Annotated in this window: 29 protein-coding genes; 11 read left to right on the top strand and 18 right to left on the bottom strand. The window is 30.9% G+C overall.

Features of this window, described 5'->3' with window-relative positions:
• Window positions 1-20: 20 nt before the first annotated feature.
• Window positions 21-1,379, top strand: coding sequence for an aspartyl protease family protein (locus tag RM697_RS06595; RefSeq protein ID WP_311427079.1), 1,359 nt, complete (start codon window positions 21-23; stop codon window positions 1,377-1,379).
• A gap of 33 nt (window positions 1,380-1,412) precedes the next feature.
• Here the strand turns inward: RM697_RS06595 and RM697_RS06590 are convergent, their stop codons facing one another.
• Window positions 1,413-1,838, bottom strand: coding sequence for a DUF1573 domain-containing protein (locus RM697_RS06590; RefSeq protein ID WP_311427078.1), 426 nt, complete (start codon window positions 1,836-1,838; stop codon window positions 1,413-1,415).
• Window positions 1,839-2,003: 165 nt separating this feature from the next.
• Between RM697_RS06590 and RM697_RS06585 the strand changes: the two genes are divergently transcribed.
• From RM697_RS06585 to RM697_RS06575, 3 genes are all read left to right on the top strand, one after another.
• Complete coding sequence (locus tag RM697_RS06585; protein WP_311427077.1) at window positions 2,004-4,637, top strand: valine--tRNA ligase; 2,634 nt, start codon at window positions 2,004-2,006, stop codon at window positions 4,635-4,637.
• A 79-nt stretch (window positions 4,638-4,716) separates the two neighbouring features.
• Entirely contained in the window at window positions 4,717-6,336 is a 1,620-nt protein-coding gene (locus RM697_RS06580; protein WP_311427076.1) for an amidohydrolase, read from the top strand.
• A 14-nt stretch (window positions 6,337-6,350) separates the two neighbouring features.
• Window positions 6,351-6,755: a hypothetical protein gene (locus tag RM697_RS06575; RefSeq protein ID WP_311427075.1), complete on the top strand. Its 405-nt coding sequence runs from the start codon at window positions 6,351-6,353 to the stop codon at window positions 6,753-6,755.
• Here RM697_RS06575 and RM697_RS06570 read toward each other — a convergent pair.
• From RM697_RS06570 to RM697_RS06495, 16 genes are all read right to left on the bottom strand, one after another.
• Window positions 6,752-7,453 (bottom strand): class I SAM-dependent methyltransferase, encoded by a 702-nt coding sequence (locus RM697_RS06570; protein ID WP_311427074.1) that lies wholly within the window; start codon window positions 7,451-7,453, stop codon window positions 6,752-6,754. The genes RM697_RS06575 and RM697_RS06570 overlap by 4 nt on opposite strands.
• Window positions 7,446-8,189 (bottom strand): DUF6090 family protein, encoded by a 744-nt coding sequence (locus RM697_RS06565; RefSeq protein ID WP_311427073.1) that lies wholly within the window; start codon window positions 8,187-8,189, stop codon window positions 7,446-7,448. Before RM697_RS06565 ends, RM697_RS06570 begins: the two co-directional genes overlap by 8 nt.
• Window positions 8,190-8,192: 3 nt before the next feature.
• Window positions 8,193-9,245 (bottom strand): DUF6090 family protein, encoded by a 1,053-nt coding sequence (locus RM697_RS06560; RefSeq protein ID WP_311427072.1) that lies wholly within the window; start codon window positions 9,243-9,245, stop codon window positions 8,193-8,195.
• Window positions 9,242-10,009, bottom strand: a complete 768-nt coding sequence (locus RM697_RS06555; RefSeq protein ID WP_311427071.1) for a DUF6090 family protein — start codon at window positions 10,007-10,009, stop codon at window positions 9,242-9,244. The genes RM697_RS06560 and RM697_RS06555 overlap by 4 nt, the downstream gene beginning before the upstream one ends.
• Entirely contained in the window at window positions 10,006-10,764 is a 759-nt protein-coding gene (locus RM697_RS06550) for a DUF6090 family protein (protein ID WP_311427070.1), read from the bottom strand. The genes RM697_RS06555 and RM697_RS06550 overlap by 4 nt, the downstream gene beginning before the upstream one ends.
• Window positions 10,757-11,488 carry a hypothetical protein gene (locus tag RM697_RS06545; protein WP_311427069.1) on the bottom strand — a complete coding sequence of 244 codons (732 nt, stop codon included), beginning with the start codon at window positions 11,486-11,488 and terminating at the stop codon, window positions 10,757-10,759. The genes RM697_RS06550 and RM697_RS06545 overlap by 8 nt, the downstream gene beginning before the upstream one ends.
• Complete coding sequence (locus RM697_RS06540; RefSeq protein WP_311427068.1) at window positions 11,485-12,189, bottom strand: DUF6090 family protein; 705 nt, start codon at window positions 12,187-12,189, stop codon at window positions 11,485-11,487. Before RM697_RS06540 ends, RM697_RS06545 begins: the two co-directional genes overlap by 4 nt.
• Window positions 12,189-13,244, bottom strand: a complete 1,056-nt coding sequence (locus tag RM697_RS06535) for a DUF6090 family protein (RefSeq protein WP_311427067.1) — start codon at window positions 13,242-13,244, stop codon at window positions 12,189-12,191. Before RM697_RS06535 ends, RM697_RS06540 begins: the two co-directional genes overlap by 1 nt.
• Window positions 13,237-14,001: a DUF6090 family protein gene (locus tag RM697_RS06530; RefSeq protein WP_311427066.1), complete on the bottom strand. Its 765-nt coding sequence runs from the start codon at window positions 13,999-14,001 to the stop codon at window positions 13,237-13,239. The genes RM697_RS06535 and RM697_RS06530 overlap by 8 nt, the downstream gene beginning before the upstream one ends.
• A complete protein-coding gene (locus RM697_RS06525) occupies window positions 14,001-14,801 on the bottom strand; it encodes a DUF6090 family protein (protein WP_311427065.1) in 801 nt (266 codons plus the stop codon). Before RM697_RS06525 ends, RM697_RS06530 begins: the two co-directional genes overlap by 1 nt.
• Before the next feature lie 9 nt (window positions 14,802-14,810).
• Window positions 14,811-15,584, bottom strand: coding sequence for a DUF6090 family protein (locus tag RM697_RS06520; RefSeq protein WP_311427064.1), 774 nt, complete (start codon window positions 15,582-15,584; stop codon window positions 14,811-14,813).
• Entirely contained in the window at window positions 15,577-16,356 is a 780-nt protein-coding gene (locus RM697_RS06515; protein ID WP_311427063.1) for a DUF6090 family protein, read from the bottom strand. Before RM697_RS06515 ends, RM697_RS06520 begins: the two co-directional genes overlap by 8 nt.
• A 1-nt stretch (window position 16,357) precedes the next feature.
• Window positions 16,358-17,119, bottom strand: coding sequence for a DUF6090 family protein (locus RM697_RS06510; RefSeq protein WP_311427062.1), 762 nt, complete (start codon window positions 17,117-17,119; stop codon window positions 16,358-16,360).
• Entirely contained in the window at window positions 17,112-17,837 is a 726-nt protein-coding gene (locus RM697_RS06505) for a DUF6090 family protein (RefSeq protein WP_311427061.1), read from the bottom strand. Before RM697_RS06505 ends, RM697_RS06510 begins: the two co-directional genes overlap by 8 nt.
• A 126-nt stretch (window positions 17,838-17,963) precedes the next feature.
• Window positions 17,964-18,692 carry a DUF6090 family protein gene (locus RM697_RS06500; RefSeq protein ID WP_311427060.1) on the bottom strand — a complete coding sequence of 243 codons (729 nt, stop codon included), beginning with the start codon at window positions 18,690-18,692 and terminating at the stop codon, window positions 17,964-17,966.
• Between the two features lie 122 nt (window positions 18,693-18,814).
• Window positions 18,815-19,858 carry a DUF6090 family protein gene (locus tag RM697_RS06495; RefSeq protein ID WP_311427059.1) on the bottom strand — a complete coding sequence of 348 codons (1,044 nt, stop codon included), beginning with the start codon at window positions 19,856-19,858 and terminating at the stop codon, window positions 18,815-18,817.
• 149 nt (window positions 19,859-20,007) lie between these two features.
• On the opposite strand from RM697_RS06495, the gene RM697_RS06490 reads away from it, so the two are divergent.
• The 5 genes from RM697_RS06490 to RM697_RS06470 all read left to right on the top strand — a co-directional run bounded on the left by RM697_RS06490 (window position 20,008) and on the right by RM697_RS06470 (window position 23,716).
• Entirely contained in the window at window positions 20,008-20,502 is a 495-nt protein-coding gene (locus RM697_RS06490; RefSeq protein WP_311427058.1) for a YkgJ family cysteine cluster protein, read from the top strand.
• A gap of 50 nt (window positions 20,503-20,552) precedes the next feature.
• Entirely contained in the window at window positions 20,553-21,452 is a 900-nt protein-coding gene (locus tag RM697_RS06485; protein ID WP_311427057.1) for a hypothetical protein, read from the top strand.
• Window positions 21,453-21,459: 7 nt separating this feature from the next.
• Window positions 21,460-22,302, top strand: a complete 843-nt coding sequence (locus tag RM697_RS06480) for a sterol desaturase family protein (RefSeq protein ID WP_311427056.1) — start codon at window positions 21,460-21,462, stop codon at window positions 22,300-22,302.
• 49 nt (window positions 22,303-22,351) lie between these two features.
• Complete coding sequence (locus RM697_RS06475) at window positions 22,352-23,158, top strand: glycerophosphodiester phosphodiesterase family protein (protein WP_311427055.1); 807 nt, start codon at window positions 22,352-22,354, stop codon at window positions 23,156-23,158.
• A 159-nt stretch (window positions 23,159-23,317) separates the two neighbouring features.
• Window positions 23,318-23,716: a hypothetical protein gene (locus tag RM697_RS06470; RefSeq protein WP_311427054.1), complete on the top strand. Its 399-nt coding sequence runs from the start codon at window positions 23,318-23,320 to the stop codon at window positions 23,714-23,716.
• Here RM697_RS06470 and RM697_RS06465 read toward each other — a convergent pair.
• Window positions 23,713-25,002, bottom strand: coding sequence for an exo-beta-N-acetylmuramidase NamZ family protein (locus tag RM697_RS06465; RefSeq protein ID WP_311427053.1), 1,290 nt, complete (start codon window positions 25,000-25,002; stop codon window positions 23,713-23,715). The two genes, RM697_RS06470 and RM697_RS06465, sit on opposite strands and share 4 nt — an antisense overlap.
• Window positions 25,003-25,011: 9 nt before the next feature.
• Here RM697_RS06465 and RM697_RS06460 point away from each other — a divergent pair, with 9 nt between their 5' ends.
• Both RM697_RS06460 and RM697_RS06455 read left to right on the top strand, forming a co-directional pair.
• Entirely contained in the window at window positions 25,012-26,244 is a 1,233-nt protein-coding gene (locus RM697_RS06460) for an ABC transporter permease (protein WP_311427052.1), read from the top strand.
• Window positions 26,245-26,247: 3 nt separating this feature from the next.
• On the top strand, window positions 26,248-26,433 hold the full coding sequence (locus tag RM697_RS06455) for a CPXCG motif-containing cysteine-rich protein (protein WP_311427051.1): 186 nt from the start codon (window positions 26,248-26,250) through the stop codon (window positions 26,431-26,433).
• Window positions 26,434-26,535: the final 102 nt, after the last annotated feature.

Below are 26,535 nucleotides of genomic sequence, written 5' to 3'. Positions count from 1 at the left end.
TGTGTTTAAACCTAATTTTTTTGAAAAAAAGTTTAGTAGTTATTAATCTAATTTTCCTGATCCTTTGTCTTGGTTCTTCGTATGGTCAAAGCAGGTTTAATCTTCCTAATGGTAAGAGTGATAAAATTAGATTTAAACTTGCTGGAAATTTAATTATCCTTCCAGTTGAAATTAATGGTGTTGAGTTATCGTTTATACTAGACTCTGGTGTGAGTAAACCTATTCTCTTTAATTTCATGAATACAGATTCATTACAAATTAAAGATGTAGAAAAAATTTATTTAAGAGGATTAGGTTCTGGTGGTATGATCGAAGCCTTAAAATCTAAAAGTAACTTAGTTAAGTTAGGTAATGCTGTTGGTGTTAACCAAGATATTTATGTCATTTTTGATAGTGATATTAACTTTACACCACGATTAGGTGTACAAGTGCATGGTATCATTGGCTATGATATTTTTAAGGATCATGTCGTTGAAATAAATTACAATTCTAAGTATTTAAGACTTTATGATCCAGACCATTACACCTATAAAGATTGTAAAAAGAAATGCAGATCTTTTGCACTTAGTTTTGATAACAGAAAACCTTTTATTGATGCTCAAGTAACTATTGATGATGAAGCTATACCAGTAAAATTACTTTTAGACACAGGTAGTAGTGATGCCTTGTGGCTTTTTGAGGATCATGAATTAAACATTAAACCACTTAATGGCATTTTTTTCAAAGATTTTTTAGGAAAAGGTTTAAGTGGCAATGTTTACGGTAAACGCTCTAAAGTAAACGCTTTTAGGCTTAGTAACTTTATTTTAGAAGATGTCAATGTTGCGTTTCCTGATTCTGTGTCTATTTCTTACGCTAGAAAATTTAAGGCCAGAAATGGTAGTATTGGAGGCGAATTATTAAAACGCTTCAATATCATTTTCGATTATCCTAATCAAAAAATTGTACTCAAAAGAAACAGTAACTTTAATAAACCATTTTACTACAATAAAAGTGGTATAGTGCTAGAACAGGTTGGTTATAGAATGGTAAGAGAACAGGTTAATAAAGTTAGTTATGATAGTTATGGTCGTAAAAATGATGAAAGCACTTCTGTTAAAGTTTCTGACTTTTATCGATATGTTTTAAAACCAGCATTTACTATTGTTGATTTGAGAGAAGATTCACCTGCTGCAGAGTCTGGTTTATTAATTAATGATATTATTATTAGTGTCAATGGTAAACCAACGCAAAATATGTCTTTGGAAGAGGCTAATGGTTTTTTTACAGATAGAACAGGTAAGCAAGTAAGAGTTACAGTTGAACGAGAAGAAAAAGAACGCTTGAGCTTTAAGTTTAAACTAGAAGATGTATTTAAAGAAAAAGCCCTCAAAAATTGAGAGCTTTCATTTATTCTGTAAAATAACTTAATGTTATTGTTCCATAACGCTTTTACTTTTCTTTTCTAAAACACTCGTCTTATTAGGATCTATTACTAAACCTTTAATTTTTAGAGCAACTGTTGGTGTGTCTGCGTTAGAAATAACGGTAATTGTTTTTCTTATAGGATTAACACGCTTTGTGTCATACTTAACTTCAATTTCTCCAGTTTCTCCTGGTAATATTGGTCCTTTGGGTTTCTTTGGCACTGTACAACCACAAGAAGACTTTACATCAGAAATTATTAAAGGCGCATCACCTGTATTAGTGAATACAAAAGTTCTAATACCATTGGCACCTTTTTCAATAGTACCATAATCTATTGTTGTTTCCTTAAACTCAATTTTTGCTACTTTGTTTTGAGCAAAACCTCCAACACTTAATAGTCCAACAAATAAAATTGTAAAAATAGTTTTCATCATTTAAAATTTAAATTGATTAATCAAATCTACTTACTTTTTGTTGCATGTCAAAATTAATTAGATGAATGGTAACATATTATTAACGTTTCTACATCTAAAAATTTCAATAAAACAGAAATATAAGTACTTTTGCTAGTCATTATTCAAAAACTATTCCAAAGTATGAGCATTCCATCTAAATATGATGCGTCCTTAGTTGAAGGTAAGTGGTATGATTACTGGATGAAACATAATTATTTTCATTCTAAACCAGACGACAGAGAGCCTTACACTATTGTCATCCCACCACCTAATGTTACTGGTGTACTTCACATGGGACATATGCTCAATAATACGATCCAAGATGTGTTAATTCGTCGTGCACGATTAGAAGGTAAAAACGCCTGTTGGGTTCCTGGAACAGACCATGCATCAATTGCTACAGAAGCTAAAGTAGTTGCAAAGCTAAAAGAGCAAGGTATTGATAAAAATGACTTAACTAGAGACGAGTTTTTAAAACATGCTTGGGATTGGACCGAAGAATATGGAGGAGTTATCCTAGAACAACTAAAAAAATTGGGTTGCTCTTGTGATTGGGATCGTACAAAATTCACCATGGATGATGACATGTCAGAAGCTGTAATTAAAGTTTTTGTAGATCTGTATAACAAAGGTCTTATTTATCGTGGTTATCGTATGGTTAATTGGGATCCCGAGGCTAAAACAACATTGTCTGACGAGGAAGTAGAATATATAGAAAAGCAAGGAAAACTTTATTATGTTAACTACAAAGTAGAAGGAACAGACGAGACCTTAACGATAGCGACTACACGTCCTGAAACAATTTTGGGTGATAGTGCTATTTGTATAAATCCTGAAGATCCAAGACATCAAAGCCTTAGAGGTAAAAATGCTATTGTACCTATAAACAATCGTGTTGTACCAATTATTGAAGATGACTATGTCGATGTTGAATTTGGTACAGGTTGTTTAAAAGTAACTCCTGCTCATGATGAAAACGATAAGGTTTTAGGCGATAAACACAATTTAGAAGTTATTGACATCTTTAACGAAGATGCTACACTAAATAGTTATGGACTCCATTACGAAGGTCAAGATCGTTTTGAAGTGCGTAAAGCTATTGTAAAAGAATTAGAAGAATTAGGTCAAATAGACAAGATAGAAGATTATACCAATCGCGTTGGTATTTCTGAACGAACCAAAGCGATTATAGAACCACGTTTAAGCGATCAATGGTTCTTAAAAATGGAAGACTTAGTAAAACCAGCTATAAAAGCGGTGTTAGAAGATGACGATATTAAGTTATTTCCAAAGAAATTTGAAAATACATATCGTCATTGGATGGAGAATATTAGAGATTGGAATATTTCTCGTCAACTACTTTGGGGACAACAGATTCCTGCCTATTTCTATGGTGATGGAAAAGAAGATTTTGTGGTTGCAGAAACAATAGAAGACGCTTTAAAGCTAGCAATAGAAAAATCTAATAACCAAAAACTAACAACTAATGACTTGCGTCAAGATACTGATGCACTTGATACCTGGTTTAGCTCTTGGTTATGGCCAATGTCTGTTTTTGATGGTATTCGCAATCCAGAAAATGAAGAGATTAAATACTATTACCCAACCAATGATTTGGTTACAGGTCCAGATATTTTATTCTTTTGGGTGGCTCGTATGATCATTGCAGGTTATGAATACAAAAATGAAAAACCGTTTGAGAATGTATATTTAACAGGACTTGTAAGAGATAAACAACGTCGTAAGATGAGTAAATCACTAGGAAATTCTCCAGATGCTTTAAAACTTATAGAAGATTATGGTGCAGATGGTGTACGTGTTGGCTTATTGTTAAGTTCTGCCGCAGGAAACGATTTAATGTTTGATGAAGCCTTATGTCAACAAGGTAAAGGTTTAGCAAATAAAGTATGGAGTGCATTTTATTTAACGACGCTTTGGGAGGTTTCTGAAACTATTGAGCAGCCAGAATCTAGTGTAATAGCAATAGATTGGTATCAATCCAAATTTCAGAAAACATTAGTAGACATTGAAGACCATTATAGTAAGTATCGTTTATCTGATGCCTTAATGGCTATTTATAAGTTAATCTATGATGATTTTTGTGGCTTATTTTTAGAGCTTGTAAAACCAGCTTATCAACAACCTATAGACTCAAAAACGTTTAATGCCATTATAGGTATATTTGAAGATAACTTAAAGTTATTGCATCCATTTATGCCATTTTTAACTGAAGAAGTTTGGCAAACATTGCATGAGAGAACACCAGAAGATGCTTTAATTATTTCTAAGTATCCTAAGAAAACAACATTTAATGAAACGTTAATTAGGGATTTTGAGGTTGTTACTGCAATTATTTCCGGATTGAGAACTGTTCGTAAAGAGAAGAATATTGCTTTTAAAGATACCATTGAAGTATTTGTTATTAATAACGACTCATTTTCAAATGATTATAATGCTGTGATTCAAAAATTAACGAATGCATCGCATATCGTTGAGGTAGAAGAAAAAGTAGAAGGTGCCTCTTTTAGAGTAAAATCTAACGAATACTTTGTGCCAATATCTTTGGATCATATTAATGTAGAAGAAGAAATAGAGAAGTTAACTAAAGAGTTAAAACGTGCTGAAGGATTCTTATTTGGTATTCAGAAAAAATTATCGAATGAACGTTTTGTGAGTAATGCTCCTGAGCAAGTGATTACTTTAGAACGTAAGAAGGAATCCGATACGCTAGCAAAGATTGAAACATTACAAGCAAGTTTAGCTAGATTGAATTAATAAAAAACACAACTTAAAAAAGCATTCTGCATTAATGTAGAATGCTTTTTTTATTTTTATAAACCAAAATTCTAATTAAATGAGAAAGTTAATTTTAATTGTTGCTATAGGCTTTTTGTGTTCTTGCTCTAATAAGGAATCTGTTGATACTTTAGTCTTTAATGCCAATATCTATACTGTAAATTCAGAATTTGAAACTGCTGAAGCTTTTGTAATAAAAGATGGTAAAATTTATGATGTAGCACCTTTAAATGAGCTAAAGGCTAAGTATGAAGCCATAGATTCTATTAATGCAGAGGGTCATACAATTGTACCAGGCTTTATAGATGCACACTGTCATTTTTACAATTTAGGTATTTCAAAAAATCGAGTAGATCTTGTTGGTACTAAAAGTTTTGAAGAGGTCATGAAACGTGTTATTACGTTTCAGAATGAAAGAAATACAGGCTTTGTGATCGGCAGAGGCTGGGATCAAAACGATTGGGATGTTCAAGCATTTCCAAATAAGAATTTATTAGATCAATTATTTCCAGAAACTCCTGTAGCATTAACACGTATAGATGGTCATGCGATGTTGTGTAATCAAGCCGCTCTAGATTTAGTTGGTATTACAAATGAAACCAAGATAGAAGGCGGTGAAATCATTAAAGAGAATGGACAACTCACTGGAATTCTCATAGATAATCCTATGGAGTTGGTAGAGGCTAAGTTTCCTTCACCAACACTACAAGAACAAAAAAGAGCACTGTTAGATGCGCAAAAGATGTGTTTTGATTTAGGCTTAACAACGGTCTCAGATGCTGGTTTAAACAAACAGGTTATAGAGCTCATTGATAACATGCAACAATCAGGAGATTTAAAAATGCGTGTATATGCTATGATTACTAATAACAAAGCAAATTTAGATTATTACTTGTCTAAAGGAAAAGTAAAAACAGATTTTCTGAATGTACAATCTGTAAAAGTTTATGCAGATGGAGCTTTAGGGTCTAGAGGTGCAGCTTTAAAAGCACCGTACGCTGATAAAGACCACCATTTTGGAGCTATGGTTATTGGTGTTGATGATTTTGCTGCTTTAGCACAACGTATCGCTAACTCTGAGTATCAGATGAATACGCATGCTATAGGAGATTCTGCCAATAGAGTGGTGCTAAAAACCTACCAAAAAGTATTAGAAAGTAAAAACAATAGACGATGGCGCGTAGAGCATGCGCAAGTGGTTACAGATAATGATTTTAGTTATTTTGAAAACGATAACATCATACCTTCTATACAACCAACACATGCTACAAGTGATATGTATTGGGCAGGTGATCGATTAGGTGAAGAACGTGTTAAAGGTGCTTATGCCTACAAAGAATTATTAAACAAAAGTGGTTCAGTGGCCTTAGGTACCGATTTTCCGGTAGAAAAAGTGAGTCCGTTTTTAACCTTTTATGCAGCTGTGGCAAGACAGGACACTAAGGGTTATCCAGATGGTGGTTTCCAAAAAGAAAATGGTTTAACCAGAGAAGAAACTCTAAAAGGCATGACTATTTGGGCAGCACATTCTAATTTTGAAGAGCATGAAAAAGGAAGCATTGAGGTTGGTAAATTTGCAGATTTTATAATCTTAGATAAAGATATCATGACCCTAAATGAGAGAGAAATTCCAAGAATAAAAGTATTACATACCTATATTGCTGGAGAAAAAATGTAAATGTCTTTATATTTATGAAATGTATCATTCTATTTTTAGGTGTTTGTTTTTCATCTTTTACTTATTCGCAAGACAAGATCTGTTTTAAAACATTAGAGCATTTAAAAGAAACCGCTTCTGGAAACTGGAAAATAGCAGATGCTCAATCAAATCAATTCTATAGAATTTCCTTTAATAAAAACAATAAGCCACTACTTGAAACTTTAGAAGATTTAGATTTTGTTAACAATCGTCCAGGCAGTAAATACGATTTGGCGTTTAGAGATAAAGCTACTTTAGCGATAGAATACTTTGACGATTGCTATAGTATAGGAATAGAAACTAAAGCAAAGTTTGGTAGCGTTTTTGATGAACTTAAATTTTTAAGTGAAAGACAATTTGTTTTTAAAAATAATCGATATAGACTCGTAAAATTTTAAATCGATAGTTTAGCCAAATAATCATAGTGTTTACCATCCATAATCTTCTCACAATCTAGACCAATGGTTTCGCAAGCTGTTTTTAAGGTTTCAAAATCTAGATACAACCATTTTATAGGTGTTTCTTTTTCACCTTTATAGCTTAAAAAATAATCTAGTTCTCCATAATAGTTGGCGTTCATATCTAACCAATAACCACCATCATCATCTTGGTACATGTATTTTATATCTGAAGAGTCAATAAGAATTTGACCATTAGGATTAAGTATTGTTTTTAAATGATTTAAGTATTTAGGTGTCTGTTCAAGTGTTTGAAAAATCCCAGTACCATTCATAAGTAGCATGATAGTATCAAAGGTATCAGTTTCTTCTAATAATGGTTTTAGTTCAGTATGCAAAACACCACGTTGCTCAGCAACTCTAATAGCACCTTTGGAGTTATCTATGGCCTTTACTTTAAATCCCTTTTCTTGAAGATATAAACTATGACTTCCTGATCCACAACCAACGTCGAGAACATTACCTTTGCAAAGTTGCAAAGCTTTTTTTTCTAGCTTTGGCATCTCGGAATAAGCTCTAAATAAATAGGGAAGTGGCAAGACGTCTTCATCAGATATATTGGTAGAGGTGATAAGGTCTTCTGTGTAATTTCCTTTGTGATAGTCTAATAAGGCCTTTCCGAATAGATCTTTAGTCATGGTTTTCTTCTATCATTTGTAAAATAGCCTTGGTTTTGTCCAAAATTTCTTTAAAGTCACTATTAGTAGTTCTGAAAAAATTAGCCTTTAAACTGCCCCAAGAGTTAAGTTTTAGCAATAAATCTTTCTTGTTTAGATTATCCCATAGAAATTCATTGTGAGGCGATTTTTTTATAAATGAAAATGGTACAGGAATTGGATAAGACGCAACAATATTTTCTATTTCATCAAAATAGTCATTCCTTGAACTAATATATGATTCTCGACCTACATTCTGTAAAATATAAAGTTCATAGAGTTGTTTTTTTAATAATTCGTCTAATACATTTAATTGACCAGAAGTCTTCATCGACTCATAGGTTGTATTGTTAAAACCTTTAAATGAAACTATGAATATATTAATATCATTTTTTAAAAAATGTACCAAAGAGTCTATACTGTATGAAATACGATTAACATATGCAGATTGATCTTTTAAAGTTTGAAAAAGAGTATCCACCCTTTTAGTGTATTTGTTTAAGTAATTTATATCTGCTTTTAGGTCTTCTTGTATTGATGTGGTAAGCGTTTTTCGTAAATTATTTTGTTTTCGATTTTCATTCCAATTGTTAATCTGTAGTGCTATTAATATTCCTATTACAACCAATAATATTTCGCCGATGGCGTATTTAAAGTATTTTGACATCTTATTTTGATTAATTAGTGAACGACGAATATGACGGAAGAATTTGATCATGTGTTAATCTATAATTAAATAACCATGTTGTACAGCCTTAAATTTCCTTATGCAATTACCTTGTTTATCAATTTGTTCATATAATGCATTTTGGCTCCCATCTATGCCCAGAAAATAGCTGTTACTTCTAGCTGTTTGGTAAGGTTCTAATATGTGTTGAGATGTTCTTTTTTTATCAAAGTGGATATTTACAAATACGGTATCTTTGGTCACATTTGCTAGTAGATGTGAAGCTCTATACATTTTATATTGAGGCGCAGTGCTTAAAGATTCTGAACAATCTGCATTTTTAAATGGGCTCATATTATATTCTGCAAATACCTGTTTAATTTTAGCAGTATCGAAATCACTATTTATCTGTTTAATGTGTAATAAAGTTCCAAGATTTAGAGCCAAATATCTAGATACGTTATCGTAATAGACCTGATTAATAGCCCAGCTTTTTGAAAGCCGTTTTTCATATTCAGGATCATTTAAAAAGTAATCAATTTTTGCAGCTTTATTAATACTGTCCTTAGCTAAAGTAAAAAGGTACTTGCTATTAAATTCCATTTCGTCATTAACAGTTTTGGCTACATGATCCCAGTTACTATCTAAATCTATCTTTTGATCTCTCAATAATTTGGCTGCCTCAATAATAGGCTTGTATTCTGCTTTAGCATCTTTTTCGAAGTCTATTAATTTAATTATGTTGCTAGTTTTTGGTCGAAATTGATACCAGTTAGTGGTAAGATAATTAAGGAATTGATTGTTGTAGTAATCTTCTTTTTTTAGTTTGTTATAAATTCCAAGTTTGGTTAAACTATCTAGTTTATAATAAAATTTCAAAACCCGTTGCGCTTCTTTATGATTGTTTATTAGATCTTTTTCTAAATCTGCTACAGTTTGATTGATTTCGTTTTCAATTTTCCTGCTTTCATTCCAATTATTTATTTGAAGCGCTATTAATATTCCTATAACAACCAATAGTATTTCACCAATAGCGTATTTAAAGTATTTTCCCATTTTGTTTTCATTTAATAATGACCGTCTAATATGTCTGAAAAATTTAATCATTTATTAACAGCTCTTAATTGATGTAATATATTTTCTAATCTATTCATAATAGAGGTTGTATAAGTACGATGTAGCTCTGAATCTGCTCCTGTATTTGCATTAACATGATATAATGATTGAGCATCATTTTTAAAGGCTTCTAAATCATGATCATAATTATCTAACCAATCTAATTTAGGATAAGCCTCTTCTTTAGTGCTTTCAAATAGTTTGGTCATTATTTCATGTTCAAAATAATTATACAAATAATTGTTATAGGCCATTTTTATATTCTTTGATTCTTCAAACACAAGTGAGTTAACTTTATTTAAATAGTCTTTATACTCATAAATTAACCCTTTTAGCGAATCATTATTAATTAATGCCAGTTGTCCTGTCGATATAATCTCATTATAAGTTGGAGTTAAGCTGGTAAATATTAGTGCTTTACCATTAAAAAACAGATTAGTAATTAAGGAGTCTCTGCCAATATTTTCTCCTTTTAAATAGCTCTTGATTTGATTACCACCTGTAATTTTCTGTCGTGTTAAATATATAAACGCTTCAAGGTTAAGACTATCTCTTTTAAACTCTTTATGTAGTTGATTGTATAAATAGGCAGTTCTTTTTGATGTTTTTCTTTCTTCATTCCAATTATTAATTTGAAGTGCAATAAGAATTCCTATAACTACAAGAAGTATTTCTCCAATAGCATATTTAAGATATTTTCCAGTATTATTTTGATCCATAAGGTCTTTGCGTATATGTCTGAAGAATTTGATCATTGTGTTTTTTCATCAATTTTATTAAGCAGTTTTATTGCCTCTTTTTTGATATCTTCAAAGGTGTTAAACAATCTACTTTTTCTAAAATAGGCACTCTTTAATTTGTTTCTAGCTTCAACACTACGCATCATATTAGAAAAGGTAGCGAGATTTTCGTCAGGAGATTTTGCAGAGAAAAAATTTGTTTTAATACCATAATAGTTAAAGTAACTATTAGGTATTTCAAAACTTTGGTTGAAAAAAAAGTCCGCTTCTTTATTCGTTTCTTTAATATCCCAGTTTCTAACGGAATAGTAGTTGTTAGATATGTTGGTGTAATAATTATTGATGTCATCAAACAATTGCGTGTCATCACCCAAATCTGTGATTCCTGAATTTATAAGCTTATCAAATGTTTGCGAGTTTATAGAAATCTCATAATAAACAGTAGGCAATGAATTATACAGTGAGTCGTATTTAAGGGTTTTAAAATCTTTTATACTCAAAAGAAATTCTGTGTCTGGTAAGGTTGATTTTAAGCTACCAATTGCTGCATTATATGCTGTGGTATCTTTTTTTAGATCTTCTTTAATGTTAAGCAGATAACTTTTGGCTTTTATAGTATCTTTTCTTGTTTCATTCCAATTATTAATCTGTAAGGCAATCAGAATACCGATGACAACCAAAAGAATTTCACCAATAGCGTATTTAAAATATTTTCCCATTTTATTCTTTTCGATTAATGATTTTCTGATATGTCTAAAGAATTTAATCATTGTCTATTTCCAATTGAATATTAGATTGTAACTCTGTTGCCAATTTGATTAGGCTAGTAGAAAAACTCATTTTAGTTTTCCAATTATCAGTAAAACGGGAAAGCTTATTAATTAAGACTTTATCCTGTTTCATCTCAGCAATATTAAACTCTATTTCTGTTTTGGCATCTGTGTATACTTGTTTTCTAATGTAGGTATCCATTAGACTTGATTCATTCACTTGGTTTGCCAATTGGTCATATATTTTACTTATAGCGTTTAACCTTGTTAAAAACATACTGATAGATTTACGTAAGTCCTTGTTATAAATTAACCCTAAATCGCCAGAACTTTTTATCTCTTCGAACGTGTTTAAGGTATTGTCTATTCTAACAAATTGAAAATAATTTTTTAAGCTGTATTCCAAAGTGTCTAGTTCTTCTTGTGATATAGTTTCTTTTTCCAAACTATTAACTGAAGAAATTAAACGTTTAGTCATATTATGGCCTCGAGTAGAGTCCCATTTAAAGGTTTGTATCATCAAATCTAATTCTTCTACCATCCTTTTGTGATACTCTAAAGATTTTACCTTTTCCAGACGGTTTTGGTTCCAATTATTTATTTGAAGTGCTATTAGAATTCCGATTACAACAAGAAGTATTTCGCCAATAGCATATTTAAAGTATTTGCCTGTTTTGTTTTCACTCATAAGGTTATATCTAATTTTACGGAAGAATTTGATCATTTTAATTGTTTTTCTAACATGTTTAAAGTTTCCATGCACAGATTATAATTTATGACTGTTTCTTCCAAAAGCCCGTAGGAATAATTAGCAATTATTTGATTAATAAAATATTTGTCGTTTAACATTTTATTAATTTCTGAATCTGTTGGCTCTAAAACATTATCAAAATGGTAACTCACATAATCTAATAATTCTTGATTCTTTGTAAAACCTATCTTTAGTTTTGTTATAAAAATATCGTAGGTGTTATATAAGGTTACTAATTGTCTTCTTAATTCAGTTGAAGAAATAATCGCCATACCACTACTATTTTTTATTTCGTCTATAGTAATTGTATTTGGTGAAAAGCCAATTAACAGCTCTACATATTGATTTTTAAATGCTTGAGATAGCGAAACAGGTTCTTTAGCTTTGTTTTGATAAACGGATTCAAATATTTTTTTTGATTCCACTCTAAGCTGAAATGCTTTTTTGAGGGCTTCTAACTTCACTAAATCAGAATTTAGATCTTCTTTGAAATTTGTTAAAATCACATTTTCCTTTGTCCTACTTTTATTTTTTTCATTCCAATTGTTAATCTGAAGTGCTATTAATATCCCAATAACTACAAGCAGAATTTCGCCAATAGCGTATTTAAAATATTTACCCATTTTATTCTGTTCTAATAATGATTTTCTAATATGTCTAAAGAATTTAAGCATTAGTCTAGTTTTATAGCTTCTACACCATCTGTTGAGTCATTACTATTAAAGCCCTTAAAGCCGGTAACTTTATTATTGGCATCTCTGATAAACTTCATTGGGTAAATATTAGAAGAGACAAACCCTAAGGAGTCTTTACCATATTCTCTTAAAATGAATCCTTCAGTGTATAGTTCGCGTTGATTTGGACTAGACCAGAATAAGACATTGTATTTTATCTCCATAAAGTTTAAGGCTAGACTATCACTTTTAAAACCGTAACTACCAATAAAATCTTCTATGTTGTTGTTAGAATATTCTAATCCAAAACTTTTAATAATATTAGGATATTCGGATCTGTCATTTATAATAGCTCTAATAGCCAAATAACAGAGCAAAGACTGATCTTTAACTACCGAAAACTGATTATTATATCTATTAAGATTGGCCCGAATTTTTACGAGACTTTTTCGGTGTTTATTCGATGAATAATAATAATTGAAGACCTCTTCGTTATTTATATCAAAATTCTCCATCCATTCTACATTGTCATAAAGGTAATTTCTATAGTCTTGTACTTGCGCGTTAAAAACGTCTTGATTTTCAAATAAATATGTTGAACGTTCATTATATAGCCTACTTAGTTTATTTAAGACATCATCGTATTTTGGTGGCACAATCTCTATTTGTTCATTTAACCGATTATACCCTTGTTTATTCTGCACAAATCTATGTGTCGTAAGACCTATAAAAGCAAAATCAGAAATGTTATCTCTAAAGTATTTTTCTGGTTTTGAGGCCTTGAAAAAATGCGTTAACATTTTATCGTCTCGTTCCCAGCTATCTGAGAAATACTGTGCTTCTTGCAAATCGTTTAGTAGATCTTTTTGTATTTGCTTAAGCGTATTTATGACTTTTTGTTCGTTATTTTTTTCCTGGTTCCAAATATTAATCTGTAATGCAATGAGGATTCCAATAACAACAAGCAGAATTTCGCCAATAGCATATTTAAAATATTTTCCCATTTTGTTTTGGTTAATTAGTGAGCGACGAATATGACGGAAGAATTTAATCATTGGCTGTAAAATTTAATATAGAATCAATCTTTGTAATTCCTTGCTCATGTTCATCTAAATAGCTTTTTGTTATTGATAGTAAAATTTCTGTTTCGTTTATAACAGTATTTAGGTAAAGTATATACGATTGCCCTTCTTCTGAAAGTAACATAGGATAATCTATTAGTTGCGCCCAACCATCTGCAAATCTCCCATCTTTAATTACAATTGGATTTAAGGCCGTAAAGTATTTGGCTGCTTCTCCTTTGCGAAAATCTTCTGTAAGATCTATAATGGTATTTTCCATTTGTCTTAACCAATTGAGTTTGTCTTCAAATATTCTAAAGGTTAAATCGCGCAATTCTAAATCAGATATTATGTCTAAACCTTGAGATTCTATGGACTTGTAAGCACCTTCATTGACAATAAATTTGGTCCATAAAACAGTAGTTCCAAAATGTGCACTTAAAGAATCATGATATGGTTGTTTGTTCTCTAAGTGTTGTAAGATGAGTTTAGAAGAATTGATTATTCTATTCTGTAATTTTATGTTGAATTTTATGTCATTAATATTACGATTAAAATCTAATTTTAATTGACTCAATAGTTGTTTTTCATAATCACTTTGTTTGCGTTTTTCATTCCAATTATTTACCTGCAGAGCTATCAAAATTCCAATCACCACAAGTAAAATTTCACCGATGGCGTATTTAAAGTATTTACCCATTTTGTTTTCGTTTAAGAGTGAACGACGAATATGACGAAAGAATTTAATCATCAGTTAATTTTATAATCTAAATAGTCTTCAAATTTTGGCAAAGGCTCTAAATTAGGCTCTTTTACTTTGAGCTCCTTATGAATGGCTTTCATCAATTCTAACCAATACTTTTTATAATCAATAATAAAATTTATAGCACTTTCTTTATCTTTATAGTTTTGCTGAATTAGAAGTTTAGTTTTAGGTAATTTAATGAAGTTAATTATATCTTGTTTAATTTCCTCTTCAGGTATTGTTTCTATACCTTTAATTAAATCAAAGTTGAATTCAATATTGGATTCTCTAATATGATTTAGATATATTTTTTCGCGCTCTAAGTAATAATCAATTCGCCTGTTGTATAATTTTACAGATCCCATTAAACAGTTATTTATTGCTTTGTTTAGTGAGTCATTTTGAGATAGTGTTCCTATGCCTTGGTTTTTAATTTTTTCATAAGTATTGGAGGTTATATTTACATCAATATTAGAAAAACCAAAGAAGTTAAATAAACTATCTGCACTTAGACTATTTAAATCTTTAACACCGAAAATAGTTTTCTGACTTTCGTAGCTCTCTGTTTGCATATCTAAAGCCCAGTCAAAGGTTTTTACATGAAACTCAAACTCATTAAGGAGTTCTTTCATTAAAATACTGCCTTGTTCTAAATCTTTTCTGTTTTCATTCCAGATATTAATCTGTAGTGCAATTAGAATCCCAATAACTACAAGCAGAATTTCGCCAATAGCGTAGAGCAGATACTTTTTAGTTCTGTTTTGGTTAATCATAGATTTTCTTATATGTCTAAAAAATTTAATCATGATTTATTATTACTTTAATTCTCGGTCAATTAATGCAATGGTTTCATTAGTAAGTCTTAATAAACCATATTTAATCCAAACTTCATCGGCTGCATATATTAGATATATTTTATTTAATGTTAAATAAGTTTCAGGATCTTTGACAAGAGCAGATAGTTCGATATCGCTTAATAAAAATTCAGGATGTGTTGGAATTAACGGATGACTTAAAAATTCTTCAGGAATTACAGGAAGCATATATAATCTAGCCATTAAATTAACTGACTCATTATCATTATCAAGATTAAACATATTAGTACTTCTATCGCTAATTGTATTTCTGGAATTGGTATAATCTTTTAGTACAGAAAGATTCTGCTTTAAGCTATCACTTAACATTTCAAACTTACCGGAGTTAATGGCTTCTTCCTGAACGGAATTTAATATTAATAATGTTCTACCGTAAATCATTTCTGATAGATAGTACTTAAGACTATCAATAGGAATGGAATAATCTCCTACAGAGTAAAGAAGTACTTTATTAAATTTGCTATTACTTTTATGTATTCCTAGTTGGTAATTATCTAACTCATTTTTATTACTAACCAATTCTTTTTTTAAGGCGAGCATGAGCTTGTGTTTACTGTGTTCTAGTTTTCTATTTTCATTCCAGTTATTAATCTGTAGTGCAATTAGAATCCCAATTACAACTAATAAGATTTCACCAATCGCGTATTTAAAGTATTTTCCCATGTTGTTTTGGTTAATTAGTGAGCGGCGAATATGACGGAAGAATTTAATCATTAAATCGTTCTTTTAGCTCTAATTTTACTTTTTCTAATAATTCCTGTGTTTCTTTTTGAGCATATAGCATAGTACTCCAATTGTCCTTTTTGAATTTAGCTTGTAATTTTAGCATTTCGTCATAGGATGGCTCATTAAGATATTTATTTAAATCATAGTTTGTTCTAATATAAAAGCCTTCATGACCTTCATCATTTTTTCCAAGCTCAAAATACTCACTGTAAAAACCTTGTTCTTTTAATTTTCTATTTTCTTCTTCTATTAATGAGACGTAATCTTCTTCAGCATATTGGATAAAAGCCTCAACTCTTGGCAAGGTAACTTCATAAAGACTGGTGATACTAATTCTTAATGAGTCTGATTTTATTTTGTCCAAACCACTCGATTTTAAAGTTTCATAAGGTCCTTTATTATAAGAGAATAATAAACCAGAATTGGCCCACCAAATACTATTCTTAAGTTCTATATCGCTAAACTTCTTTTTACCTTGTCTTGCAAATATTAAATTATCTATAGCCGTATCTTTTCGCTTTACACGATCTTCTAAATTGTTGAAAAAATCTAAATCATTAGTAAGTGTTTTTTCTAATTCTAATAGTACGTTCTTCTCATAGTTGTCAGCTATTCTATTTTGGTTCCAATTGTTGATTTGAAGTGCAATCAGAATACCTATGACAACTAACAAGATTTCACCTATAGCATATTTAAAGTATTTTCCCATTTGGTTATTATCTAAAAATGATTTTCTAAAATGTCTAAAGAACTTAATCATGTCAATTACAGTTTTCAACTAATAAACTATTTAATTCTTCGGCATCGGCTTTGATGCCTTTAAGAAGCTCTTTTTCTCGTTCGCCCTGAATCATATTTAAAATCATTACATCTTTAATCTTTATAAATAGTTCGTTGTCCGGATTTTCTTGCCATTGTTTACTGGTTAATAATTCTTGCAATTCAGCATCAAATATATTTTGATATTGAGGTACTTCCTGAAACCCAAAATCTGCAAATTTTTCTAAATCGAAGAGTTTGTCAACTAATTTATTATAATTAATATCGACAATTTTTAAAGCATTTTCTTGTTCTGTGTAATGACTCAAAATACTTTTTTTTAAGGGTTGATTTCTTAGCTTTTCAAGTTTACCAGATGACGTGATGTCTACAATAGCTGCTTTGGTTGGAAGGAATTTGTAATACCTAAATGTTGGTATAAAATCCTTGAATATAACCGCTTTATCGTCTTGTATTTTTAAAAGGTTTTTCATGAATTTTTTTGTCCTTTCTAAACGTATATCAATAGAGACCAATGCGCTATCAATATTTTTAATATCTACTTGTAAATCTTCAGAAATTTTGCAGTAATATGTTTTTTCTTGCTTTGCCGATTTTTGGTCTTCATTCCAATTGTTAATCTGTAGTGCAATCAAAATGCCTATTACGACTAGCAGTATTTCGCCAATCACGTATTTAAAGTACTTTCCCATTTTGTTCTTTTCAATTAATGATTTACGAATATGTCTGAAAAATTTAATCATTGGTCTGGGTTAGTCTAATAATTTCGTTTATATGATTTTCTAAAGTCTTTTTTTCTAAGTCGGTTATTATATTTTGAAGTCTTCCTTTAATAACAGTGAGATGACCTCTAAATTCACGAGATATTATATAGTCTAAAGAATAATCTATAGCTTCTTGATCACCTTTTTTAAACATAATTAAATCTGTGTGCTCTGCAGAATGCGGATCCATAAAATCATACCTGTATTTTTGATGGTTAAGCTCTTCCTCTAAAAAGTCTTGATACACATCCTTCCAAGTCACCAAATAATTTCGTAAGGTATCATTTTTAATAAGTTCATAATTCCCAGAAGCAATCAAAGAGTTTACAACACCACTGGAAGGATTGAAGGTAAACGTATGTAGAGCATTCTCGAAAGCATCCATTAAGTTAAATACCTTTTCTTTGGTTAGAGGCATAGCATCAATAATGGTATTAAGAGATTTTATAGACCTTGTATGAACCGACTTAACACTATCAAACTGAATTTTATTATCTAAAAACTCCTTATGTAATTCTTTAAGAATTGCAGTTTCCTTTGAGCTATCTAATCTTTTCGTGTTCCACGTGTTAATCTGAAGTGCTATCAGAATCCCAATAACTACAAGTAGAATTTCGCCGATGGCGTATTTAAAATATTTTGACATCTTATTTTGTTTCATGAGGTCATATCTGATTTTACGAAAAAACTTAATCATGTCTATAATATTTAATTCCAACGCGGCAAGCTGGCACTTTCACTAAAAATGTCCACTGGACATTTTCTAAACGTTCAGTCCTATTTTCTTGGATTAGTGAACGACGAATATGACGGAAGAATTTTATCATTGCGCCAGTTCTTTATCAATTAACGAAATTACTTCTTGGCTTCTGTTTTTCACTCTAATTAAATTTAGGGCATACCAATATTTTTGTTCGGTTAACGAAATAAGGTCAGCAAAGATTTTTTTATCCTTTGCACCTTTTAAATCGGCATACGACCAACGCATTTTTTCAATAGGATATGCCCAACCAATACGTTCTTCTAAATTTTTAATGACTTCGTAAGTGCTGGAAAGTCGCTCGTGATTTTCGTTATAGAGTTGTTGAATTTCTTGAAATAATTGACGATTCTTAACTAATCCTGATTTACCATCTGCAATGAGTGATTTATAGGAACTATTAATTGATCTAAATGAAGGATCACGATAAAATACAATGTTAAAAAGTAAGGTGTCAGGTACACCAAAAAGCTGTTCGTATTTTTCGGCTTCGAAATAACTTTGACTATGAAAAATTGAGTCTATGCTACTAATAATACTGAACGATTGGCTGTTTATTTTAAGAACACTATCTGCTAATAAAATGTCTTGTTCGAGGTCACTTTGAATGTTTTTTAAAAATTGATTTCCGCTATTTGTTTCCTTGCGTCGCTCATTCCAATTATTAATTTGTAAGGCTATTAAAATCCCCATAACGACGAGTAGGATTTCACCAATGGCGTATTTAAAGTATTTTGACATCTTATTTTGTTTCATGAGGTCATATCTGATTTTACGAAAAAACTTAATCATGTTTATAATATTTAATTCCAACGCGGCAAGCTGGCACTTTCACTAAAAATGTCCACTGGACATTTTCTAAACGTTCAGTCCTATTTTCTTGGATTAGTGAGCGACGAATATGACGGAAGAATTTAATCATTAGGTTCTTTTTTCCAATAACCGCTTCGTGTTGAGTCTTTAAGATGATACATCTGTATGCCAATAATCTTGTTTTGGTTTCTCTTAAATTTGTAGTGGTAATTCGGGTCTTCAAAGGAGGTAAACGAATCTTTTTCTATAGTTTTTAAGTGCCATTGCATATTGGCAAATAAATGGCCAGCAACATGACTGATTTCTATTTGATTGTCGAATTTTTCTATACTGTACTTCCCCGAATATTGAGATAGGTCGTCTCTAGGTTTCCCCATTTTTTTTACCACTTCAGGATTATCTAGTTTATAGTCGTCTTGCAGAATGTCCGTGATTTTAAAAATAAGCCCAATACCCTTATTATGTAAATCATTGACGGTTCCGTATTTACCATTTATATTATCTGCCCTATGCTGTGACACCCAATTTCTATACATGGGATTGTTGAGATAAAAATCTATCATTTCTGGTGTATGCTTACTTTTTCGCATTAAATAGTACCAATCCATATTATTGGCGAGGTAGTCGTGTCTATCCATTATTTGTTGTCTAAAAATTGCGTAAACATCATTATGCAATTTACCTGTAACGTTGTAGTAATTATTAATGTCTTCTAAAAGAACATCATAGTGTTCTGGGATAACCCCTTGAAAATTTTCAAACTTATTAAATGCTGTTTTTTGAAAATCGAAAGACCAAAATTGTAAGCCAATCCAAAACAAATCATCACTATCGCCTCTGTCGATGTAGTCTTGTTGTGTTATTTTTTCATCAAGCACAAGATTACAGAGTGAGTCCATTTCATTACCTGCCTTTAATCGACCTTGAGCTGCAACCACATCATTCTCCAAATCTTGGCGAATTTCTTTAAGTATTTTTACTAAGCGCGCTTCGTTATTTTTTGCTTCGTTGACATTGTTAATGCTAAGCGCAATTAAAATTCCAATGACAACAAGCAGAATTTCACCAATAGCGTATTTGAAGTATTTGCTGGTTTTACCGTTAGATATTAGATCTTTACGAATACGGCGAAAAAATTTAAACATTCACTTTCTGAGTTGAAAGTAACTTAGGTTGATGGTTGTAGATGGGTTGGTTAACTATTGGTGCATGAAGATAGTAAAATGTTACAAATTGTTTTGTGGTGGTGTTGTCTTTTCTTAAAGATATCAATAACTTTAGCTAACTTTACAATATGCAAGACCTTATTAATAATTTACCCAAATTAGCCAAAGAAAAACACAATGAAAATAAAACGTTTTTTAAGAAGCTTAGTAAAAAACCACCAAAGCAATTAGATTATACCATGCAAGAGCTGCATGATGAGGAATTTGAACGTACAGATTGCTTAGACTGTGCCAATTGTTGTAAAACCACAGGCCCTTTATTTACTGATAAAGATATTCTTCGTATTTCTAAATATTTTAGAATAAAAGAGCAGCAATTTATAGAGCAATATTTACAACTAGATGAGGATAATGATTATGTATTGCAATCTGTACCATGCACCTTTTTAGGTGCCGATAATTATTGCTCTATTTACGATGTTAGACCTAAAGCATGTAGAGAGTTTCCCCATACAGATCGTAAAAAGTTTCAGCAAATTTCTAATCTTACATTAAAAAATGTTGCCATTTGTCCTGCAGCATTTAATATTGTTGAAGCCATGAAAAATAGAATTAAATTATAAATGATAGTTAAGGCTCGATTTTTGATACATTATTCAGAAAATATTGGCTTATGAGAAAAATAGTAGTATCCCTGTTTCTAGTTGTCTACAGTTTTAGTTTTGCTCAAGATTATGAGTGGATGACTTCATTAAGCTTTGCTAAAAAATTAGCCTTAGCTCAAGACAAAATGCTTTTTGTTATGTGGGAAGGTGCAGCTTTAGATTTTCAAACTTTGATACGCGTAGAAGGTTTAAGTAGAAGGGAATATGTTAGTATACTCGATAATGAAGTTATTAGTGAAATTTTATGGGAAAATTTTGTACCAGTAGTAATTAGTGAGACATTCTATGAAGATTTGCTATCTGAAATTGAAGGAAAACGATCTACCAGATATATCGATAAATTTAATGACGATAGTGTAAAGATTATGGATGCTAATGGTAATATTTTAAATAGTAGAGCCTATTTTAATGAAGAGTTTGGATTTAATTGGGAAAAAATTCTAAAAACCTATGCCATAAATACTAAGTTTTTAAGAGAGGAGCTTAAAAGCTATGCTAAAAAACAGAATTTTGTTACAGCCTATAGACTTGCTAAAAAATATTTAGATTTAGCAATAGTTAGAAACAAAGATATTGAACGAGAGCTTATAGACTTAGCATCTATTTATATAAACGAAGCTAAAGGATTTGCAAAAAGTGAAGCGCAAAATCAGCAAGCTATTTTGTTGCAAAAGTGTAATCTACTAAGCCAGTTTGAATGGGCTTTAAGAGATAAACCTAAAAAACTCCTTAGAGTGCTAAAAGATTTTGGAGAAGAAGGTGTAGCATCAGCTAACAAATCATTATTTAATCTCTTAAATTTTACAGCATATGCTTTATTAAAAAACACAGATGGTATGGAAGCTTGGCGATCTAAAGTTTCTTTAGTAGATTTAAAAAAAGTAACTTTGATAATGAATAAAAACTAATACTACCTTGGAAACTATAATCCATTATTTTGAAACGATTCCTTCATCTCACCGAAGTTTAATATTAGTTAGCGGTCTTACACTATTTTGGCTTATTGAAGGTGCTGTGCCTTTATTTAATTTTAAGTATAAAAAATGGAAGCATGCTTTACCTAACCTGTTTTTTACCTTAACCACTATTATTGTCAATTTTGCTTTAGCATTCTTATTATTAAAATCTGCAGATTGGGTTATGGCTAATGATTTTGGAATCATAAATTGGTTGCCAGAAATGCCATTGTGGTTATACGTACTTTTTGGAGTGTTTTTAATGGATTTTATTGGTGCCTATCTACCGCATTACGTTGAGCATAAAGTTAAACCATTATGGATGGTCCATTTGGTGCATCATAGTGATCATAACGTAGATACTACAACAGCTAACAGGCATCATCCATTAGAGAGTGTCATTAGATTTGTGTTTACATTACTTGGAGTTTTTATAATTGGTACTCCAATTGCCATTGTTATGCTATATCAATCCATGTCTTTAATTGCAACACAGTTTAATCATGCCAATATTAAACTTCCAAAAAAAATAGATAAAGCACTCAGTTATGTATTAGTGTCACCAGATATGCATAAAGTACATCATCATTATGTGTTGCCTTACACAGATTCTAACTACGGAAATATATTTTCTATTTGGGATAGACTTCTAGGGACCTATATGGAAATTGATAGAGATAAATTAGTTTATGGTGTTGATGTTTTCCCTGATGAAGAAAAAAACAGCAATATTGTTGAACTGCTTAGACAACCATTTCAAAAATATGCAAAGCCAACGACCATTTCTAATGTGGAGAAATAATGAAATTCTATTTATTTTAGTGTTACTTGTAAGTTGTAACTCCAATACAATGATAGATGTTCAAGGTCATAGAGGTTGCAGAGGATTGTTGCCAGAAAATTCCCTACCAGCATTTAAAAAAGCTATAGAGCTAGGTGTTCATACTTTGGAGCTCGACGTCGCAGTGACAAATGATAACCAGGTTATAGTCTCTCATGAGCCTTTTATGAGCCGAACCATCTGCAAGATGCCAACTGGGAAGCCAATACTTGAACATGATGATATGCAATTTAATTTATATCAAATGTCTCATGATAGTATTAAACAATTTGATTGCGGAACCAAAACTCATCCACGTTTTCCAGATCAGCAATTACAATCCGTTTATAAACCACTATTATCAGAAGTTTTTGAAATGGCAGAAGCTTTAAATCCTGATATTAAATATAATATTGAATTAAAAGCCAAGCCAAAATATGATGATATCTATACTCCCAAACCAGAAGTATTTGTAAACTTGGTATTAGAGGAATTAAAGCAATATAAAATTGGTAAACGGTGTAATCTACAATCTTTCGACTTACGTATTCTAGAAGAAATTAAAAAACAAGATCCTAAGATGAAAGTAGCATTATTGGTTGATGAAGATGAAAATATAGATCTAAAATTTTTAAAGTTGAGTTATACTCCAGAAATTATAAGTCCATATTTTGAGCTTTTAGATAATTCAATTATTGAACAATACCAAGAAAAAGGAATTCAAATAATACCTTGGACAGTTAATGATATAGATGATATGAAAAGAATGATAGATTTTTCTGTTGATGGTATTATTACTGATTATCCAGATCTTTTAATCTCACTCATAAAAAGCTAGGTTATTAACAATGTTATTAACATTATTTTGCTGTTCTTCGAGTATTTTAAGTCGTTCATAGAATAAATCTTGAGTTTTGTAGGAAAAGTATCTACTTTCACAACTGAGGGCTAAAAAATACCTGTTGAGTTCATCAATGTTGAACTTAATAGCGCAAATTTGAAACTACATAACAAGATTATCCTTTTAGCCGTTTTCGGTGTTTTTACACAACCGATTTTAGCACAAACATCTTACGCCAAAATTGAAAAAAACTTTAATATTAGAGCAGATGGCTTATATCATGACCTTAACACTACAAAAGATACACTAATCTTAAAAAGTGATAAGAAAATCAACTATGTGTACTCTATAAATAGAGCCGTTAAACGCGAGCTAAGTTACACTGTAAATGCAACAGATTTTAAAGTTCCATTAAGAGAATTGTCAGTTGGTAAGCATGTTTTTGTTGTAGTGCAATCACCTGTTAGAATAGTTTTTGTAGTTAAAGTTTTTGGAAGAGAATCTATAGATATAAGTACTGCTGAGGTAACTCTTGCAGAGACTAGCTCTAACTAATCATAAAGTAAATACGTAGCTCTTATTTTTTTAAAATTAGACAATTCTTCTTTCCAGGTTAGTCTAATTTCAGTTTCACTGAGACCGCTTTCAATTTGTTGTTGCAACTCTGCAGTTCCTGCATGAGTGGTAAAATTAGACATATTAAATACCTTAGATTTATCTGTAGCGTTGTGATAAGCATCCAAGATGTATTTTAAAGTGAATTGCCGTTTAGCTTCAATGTTAGATAAATCTACACCATAGCAAATCTTATCTTGATGTTTAGGGTATTTTGATCCAAAATTTGGAATTGGAGTATAGTTAAATTCATAATGGTTTTGATCTAAAAATGGCGCTCCATAACGTTGAAACTGATATTCAGTTCCTCTGCCTGCATTTACATTGGTACCTTCAAATAGACCTAAACTTGGATATAGAGTTATGGATTGATCATTCGGTAAATTTGGCGACGGTCGTATTGGTAAGCTGTAAGTACTATTATGAGTGTAATTTAGTAGTTCTACAGTAATAATATCACATTTTAAAGCATTGTTAAGCCAACCTTCACCATTTATCATCTTAGCATATTCTCCAATGGTCATTCCATGAACCAAAGGAATAGGATGCATACCTAAAAAACTACTGTGTTCCTTTTCTAAAACAGGACCATCCACATAGTTACCATTAGGATTTGGACGATCCAAAATTAGAAGTGGAATGTTTTGTTCTGCGCAAGCTTCCATAACATAATGTAATGTAGAAATGTAGGTGTAGAATCTAACACCAACATCTTGTATATCAAAAATCATAATATCTAGATTTTCAAGTTGTGTTTTTGATGGTTTTTTATGCTTTCCATGTAATGACAAAATTGGTAATCCTGTTTTGGTATCGATACCATCTTTAACCAATTCTCCTGCATCTGCTTTACCTCTAAAACCATGTTCAGGAGAAAATACTTTTTTAATATTAACATTATGGTCTAGTAACGAATCTACGAGATGTGTATAGACTTCCTGAGTTTCGTATAGAATAGGTTTGTTTGTCTCAGGATCAACTTCAAAAATAGAATCTGTGCTCTTAAAAATAACACTCGTCTGATTGGCAACAATACCAACACGCTTACCTTTTAATAATGATAAATACTCTGATGTTCTGTTGGCACCAACTACAATAGTTTTATTCTCCTTGATATTATTAACAACCTCGTTATTGGCAGCGATATCATTTTTGGATTTAGAACCACAGGCAATAAGCATTAAGAAACAGAATAAAACCCTATTTTTGATAACTAGTAATTGCATAAGTACATTTTGAATTTCGAACTCTTTATAGCTAAACGCATCATTGGTAGTAAGTCGTATAAAAGTAGTGTATCAGCACCAATAATAAAAATTGGAATTACTGCTATTACTATTGGTATGGTTGTGATGTTGGTTGCTATTGCCACTGGCTTAGGTCTGCAACAGAAAATACGAGATAAAGTCGTAGCTTTTAATGGCCATATTGTGGTGTCTAATTATGATAATAATGCGTCTAACGAGTCTATTGTTCCTATCTCTATAAACCAAGATTTTTATCCAGAATTTAAAACTGTTGAAGGTGTAAAATATATACAACCTGTAGCTGCCAAATTCGGATTAATTAGAACTGAAACGAATGTTGAAGGTGTTGTACTTAAGGGTGTTGCTTCAGATTATAATTGGTCTTATTTTGAAACATTTCTTGTAGAAGGTTCATTACCAAATTTTAATGACACTATGAGTAACTCAGTATTGATTTCAAGTATCGTCGCCAACCGATTAAATTTAAAATCTGGTGATAAATTTCAAATGGTTTTTGGAGAAGACTTGCAAAAAGTACCAAGAATTAGATCATTTACAATTTCAGGTGTTTTTAGCTCAGGATTTGAAGAATTAGATAAAACGTTTATACTAGGAGATATAAGGCATATACAACGTCTTAATCGTTGGGAAAAAGAGGATGTAGGAAGCTTCGAAATTTTTATCGATGACTATTCTAAATTAGATGAAAAGACGACTGAGATCTATGAAAGTATTCCATCATTATTAAATGCAAGAAAAGTCTCTGATAAATATTACTCTGTTTTTGAATGGATTAAAATATTTGATAATAATGTTTATGGCATTATAGGTATTATGATACTAGTTGCAGGTATTAATATGATCACAGCGTTATTGGTTTTAATTCTAGAGCGTACACAAATGATAGGAATTCTTAAAGCACTTGGAAGTTCTAACTTTAGTATTAGAAAAATATTTTTAACTAATGCTTCCTATTTAGTTGGTTTAGGTTTGCTTTGGGGAAATATTATAGGCATTGGATTATTGTTAATTCAAAAATATTTTAAAATAATTCCGCTAAATCCAGATACATATTATGTTAATGAAGCACCAGTGTATTTATCCTTTGACTATATATTACTATTAAATATAGGAACTTTCATAGCCTGTATGTTATTACTCGTTATACCATCAGTAATAATCTCTAAAATTACACCTGTAAAAGCGATACGTTTTGATTAAATTATGCAACAGCTAGAGTATTTTTTTCAATGTCCTCATTGTTGGGAACAGATTTCTATACTTTTAGAACAATCGTCAGGGCCTCAAAGTTATATTGAAGATTGTGAAGTATGCTGTAATCCTTTACTTGTAGATTTTACAATTGAAGCCGAAAATATAGTAAGTTTTACAGCTTCAGAAGCACAATAAGTTATTTTTTAATTAATTGATATTCAGTTAATTATACATACAAAAGTGCATTTCGTCGAAAAAAGTTGTATTTTAAACGATAATCTTATAGTTTCGTATCAG

The organism is Microcosmobacter mediterraneus, assembly GCF_031846265.1.
GTDB classification, from domain to species: Bacteria; Bacteroidota; Bacteroidia; order Flavobacteriales; family Flavobacteriaceae; genus Microcosmobacter; species Microcosmobacter mediterraneus.
The sequence above is the reverse complement of the archived record's forward strand: the minus strand, read 5'-3'. Positions and strand labels throughout refer to the sequence as shown.

Bases quoted from the DNA above. Each gene is read 5' to 3' on its own strand.
- RM697_RS06485 (WP_311427057.1), top strand. From the start codon at position 20,553: ATGAGAAAAATAGTAGTATCCCTGTTTCTAGTTGTCTACAGTTTTAGT.
- RM697_RS06495 (WP_311427059.1), bottom strand. From the start codon at position 19,858: ATGTTTAAATTTTTTCGCCGTATTCGTAAAGATCTAATATCTAACGGT.
- RM697_RS06590 (WP_311427078.1), bottom strand. From the start codon at position 1,838: ATGAAAACTATTTTTACAATTTTATTTGTTGGACTATTAAGTGTTGGA.
- RM697_RS06570 (WP_311427074.1), bottom strand. From the start codon at position 7,453: ATGACTAAAGATCTATTCGGAAAGGCCTTATTAGACTATCACAAAGGA.
- RM697_RS06555 (WP_311427071.1), bottom strand. From the start codon at position 10,009: ATGATCAAATTCTTCAGACATATACGCAAAGACCTTATGGATCAAAAT.
- RM697_RS06580 (WP_311427076.1), top strand. From the start codon at position 4,717: ATGAGAAAGTTAATTTTAATTGTTGCTATAGGCTTTTTGTGTTCTTGC.
- RM697_RS06505 (WP_311427061.1), bottom strand. From the start codon at position 17,837: ATGATTAAGTTTTTTCGTAAAATCAGATATGACCTCATGAAACAAAAT.
- RM697_RS06510 (WP_311427062.1), bottom strand. From the start codon at position 17,119: ATGATTAAATTTTTCAGACATATTCGTAAATCATTAATTGAAAAGAAC.
- RM697_RS06475 (WP_311427055.1), top strand. From the start codon at position 22,352: ATGATAGATGTTCAAGGTCATAGAGGTTGCAGAGGATTGTTGCCAGAA.
- RM697_RS06535 (WP_311427067.1), bottom strand. From the start codon at position 13,244: ATGATTAAATTCTTCCGTCATATTCGTCGCTCACTAATTAACCAAAAC.
- RM697_RS06585 (WP_311427077.1), top strand. From the start codon at position 2,004: ATGAGCATTCCATCTAAATATGATGCGTCCTTAGTTGAAGGTAAGTGG.
- RM697_RS06520 (WP_311427064.1), bottom strand. From the start codon at position 15,584: ATGATTAAATTCTTCCGTCATATTCGCCGCTCACTAATTAACCAAAAC.
- RM697_RS06575 (WP_311427075.1), top strand. From the start codon at position 6,351: ATGAAATGTATCATTCTATTTTTAGGTGTTTGTTTTTCATCTTTTACT.
- RM697_RS06565 (WP_311427073.1), bottom strand. From the start codon at position 8,189: ATGATCAAATTCTTCCGTCATATTCGTCGTTCACTAATTAATCAAAAT.
- RM697_RS06560 (WP_311427072.1), bottom strand. From the start codon at position 9,245: ATGATTAAATTTTTCAGACATATTAGACGGTCATTATTAAATGAAAAC.
- RM697_RS06545 (WP_311427069.1), bottom strand. From the start codon at position 11,488: ATGATCAAATTCTTCCGTAAAATTAGATATAACCTTATGAGTGAAAAC.
- RM697_RS06550 (WP_311427070.1), bottom strand. From the start codon at position 10,764: ATGATTAAATTCTTTAGACATATCAGAAAATCATTAATCGAAAAGAAT.
- RM697_RS06540 (WP_311427068.1), bottom strand. From the start codon at position 12,189: ATGCTTAAATTCTTTAGACATATTAGAAAATCATTATTAGAACAGAAT.
- RM697_RS06500 (WP_311427060.1), bottom strand. From the start codon at position 18,692: ATGATTAAGTTTTTTCGTAAAATCAGATATGACCTCATGAAACAAAAT.
- RM697_RS06525 (WP_311427065.1), bottom strand. From the start codon at position 14,801: ATGATTAAATTTTTTAGACATATAAGAAAATCTATGATTAACCAAAAC.
- RM697_RS06455 (WP_311427051.1), top strand. From the start codon at position 26,248: ATGCAACAGCTAGAGTATTTTTTTCAATGTCCTCATTGTTGGGAACAG.
- RM697_RS06515 (WP_311427063.1), bottom strand. From the start codon at position 16,356: ATGATTAAGTTCTTTAGACATTTTAGAAAATCATTTTTAGATAATAAC.
- RM697_RS06465 (WP_311427053.1), bottom strand. From the start codon at position 25,002: ATGCAATTACTAGTTATCAAAAATAGGGTTTTATTCTGTTTCTTAATG.
- RM697_RS06490 (WP_311427058.1), top strand. From the start codon at position 20,008: ATGCAAGACCTTATTAATAATTTACCCAAATTAGCCAAAGAAAAACAC.
- RM697_RS06530 (WP_311427066.1), bottom strand. From the start codon at position 14,001: ATGATTAAATTCTTTCGTCATATTCGTCGTTCACTCTTAAACGAAAAC.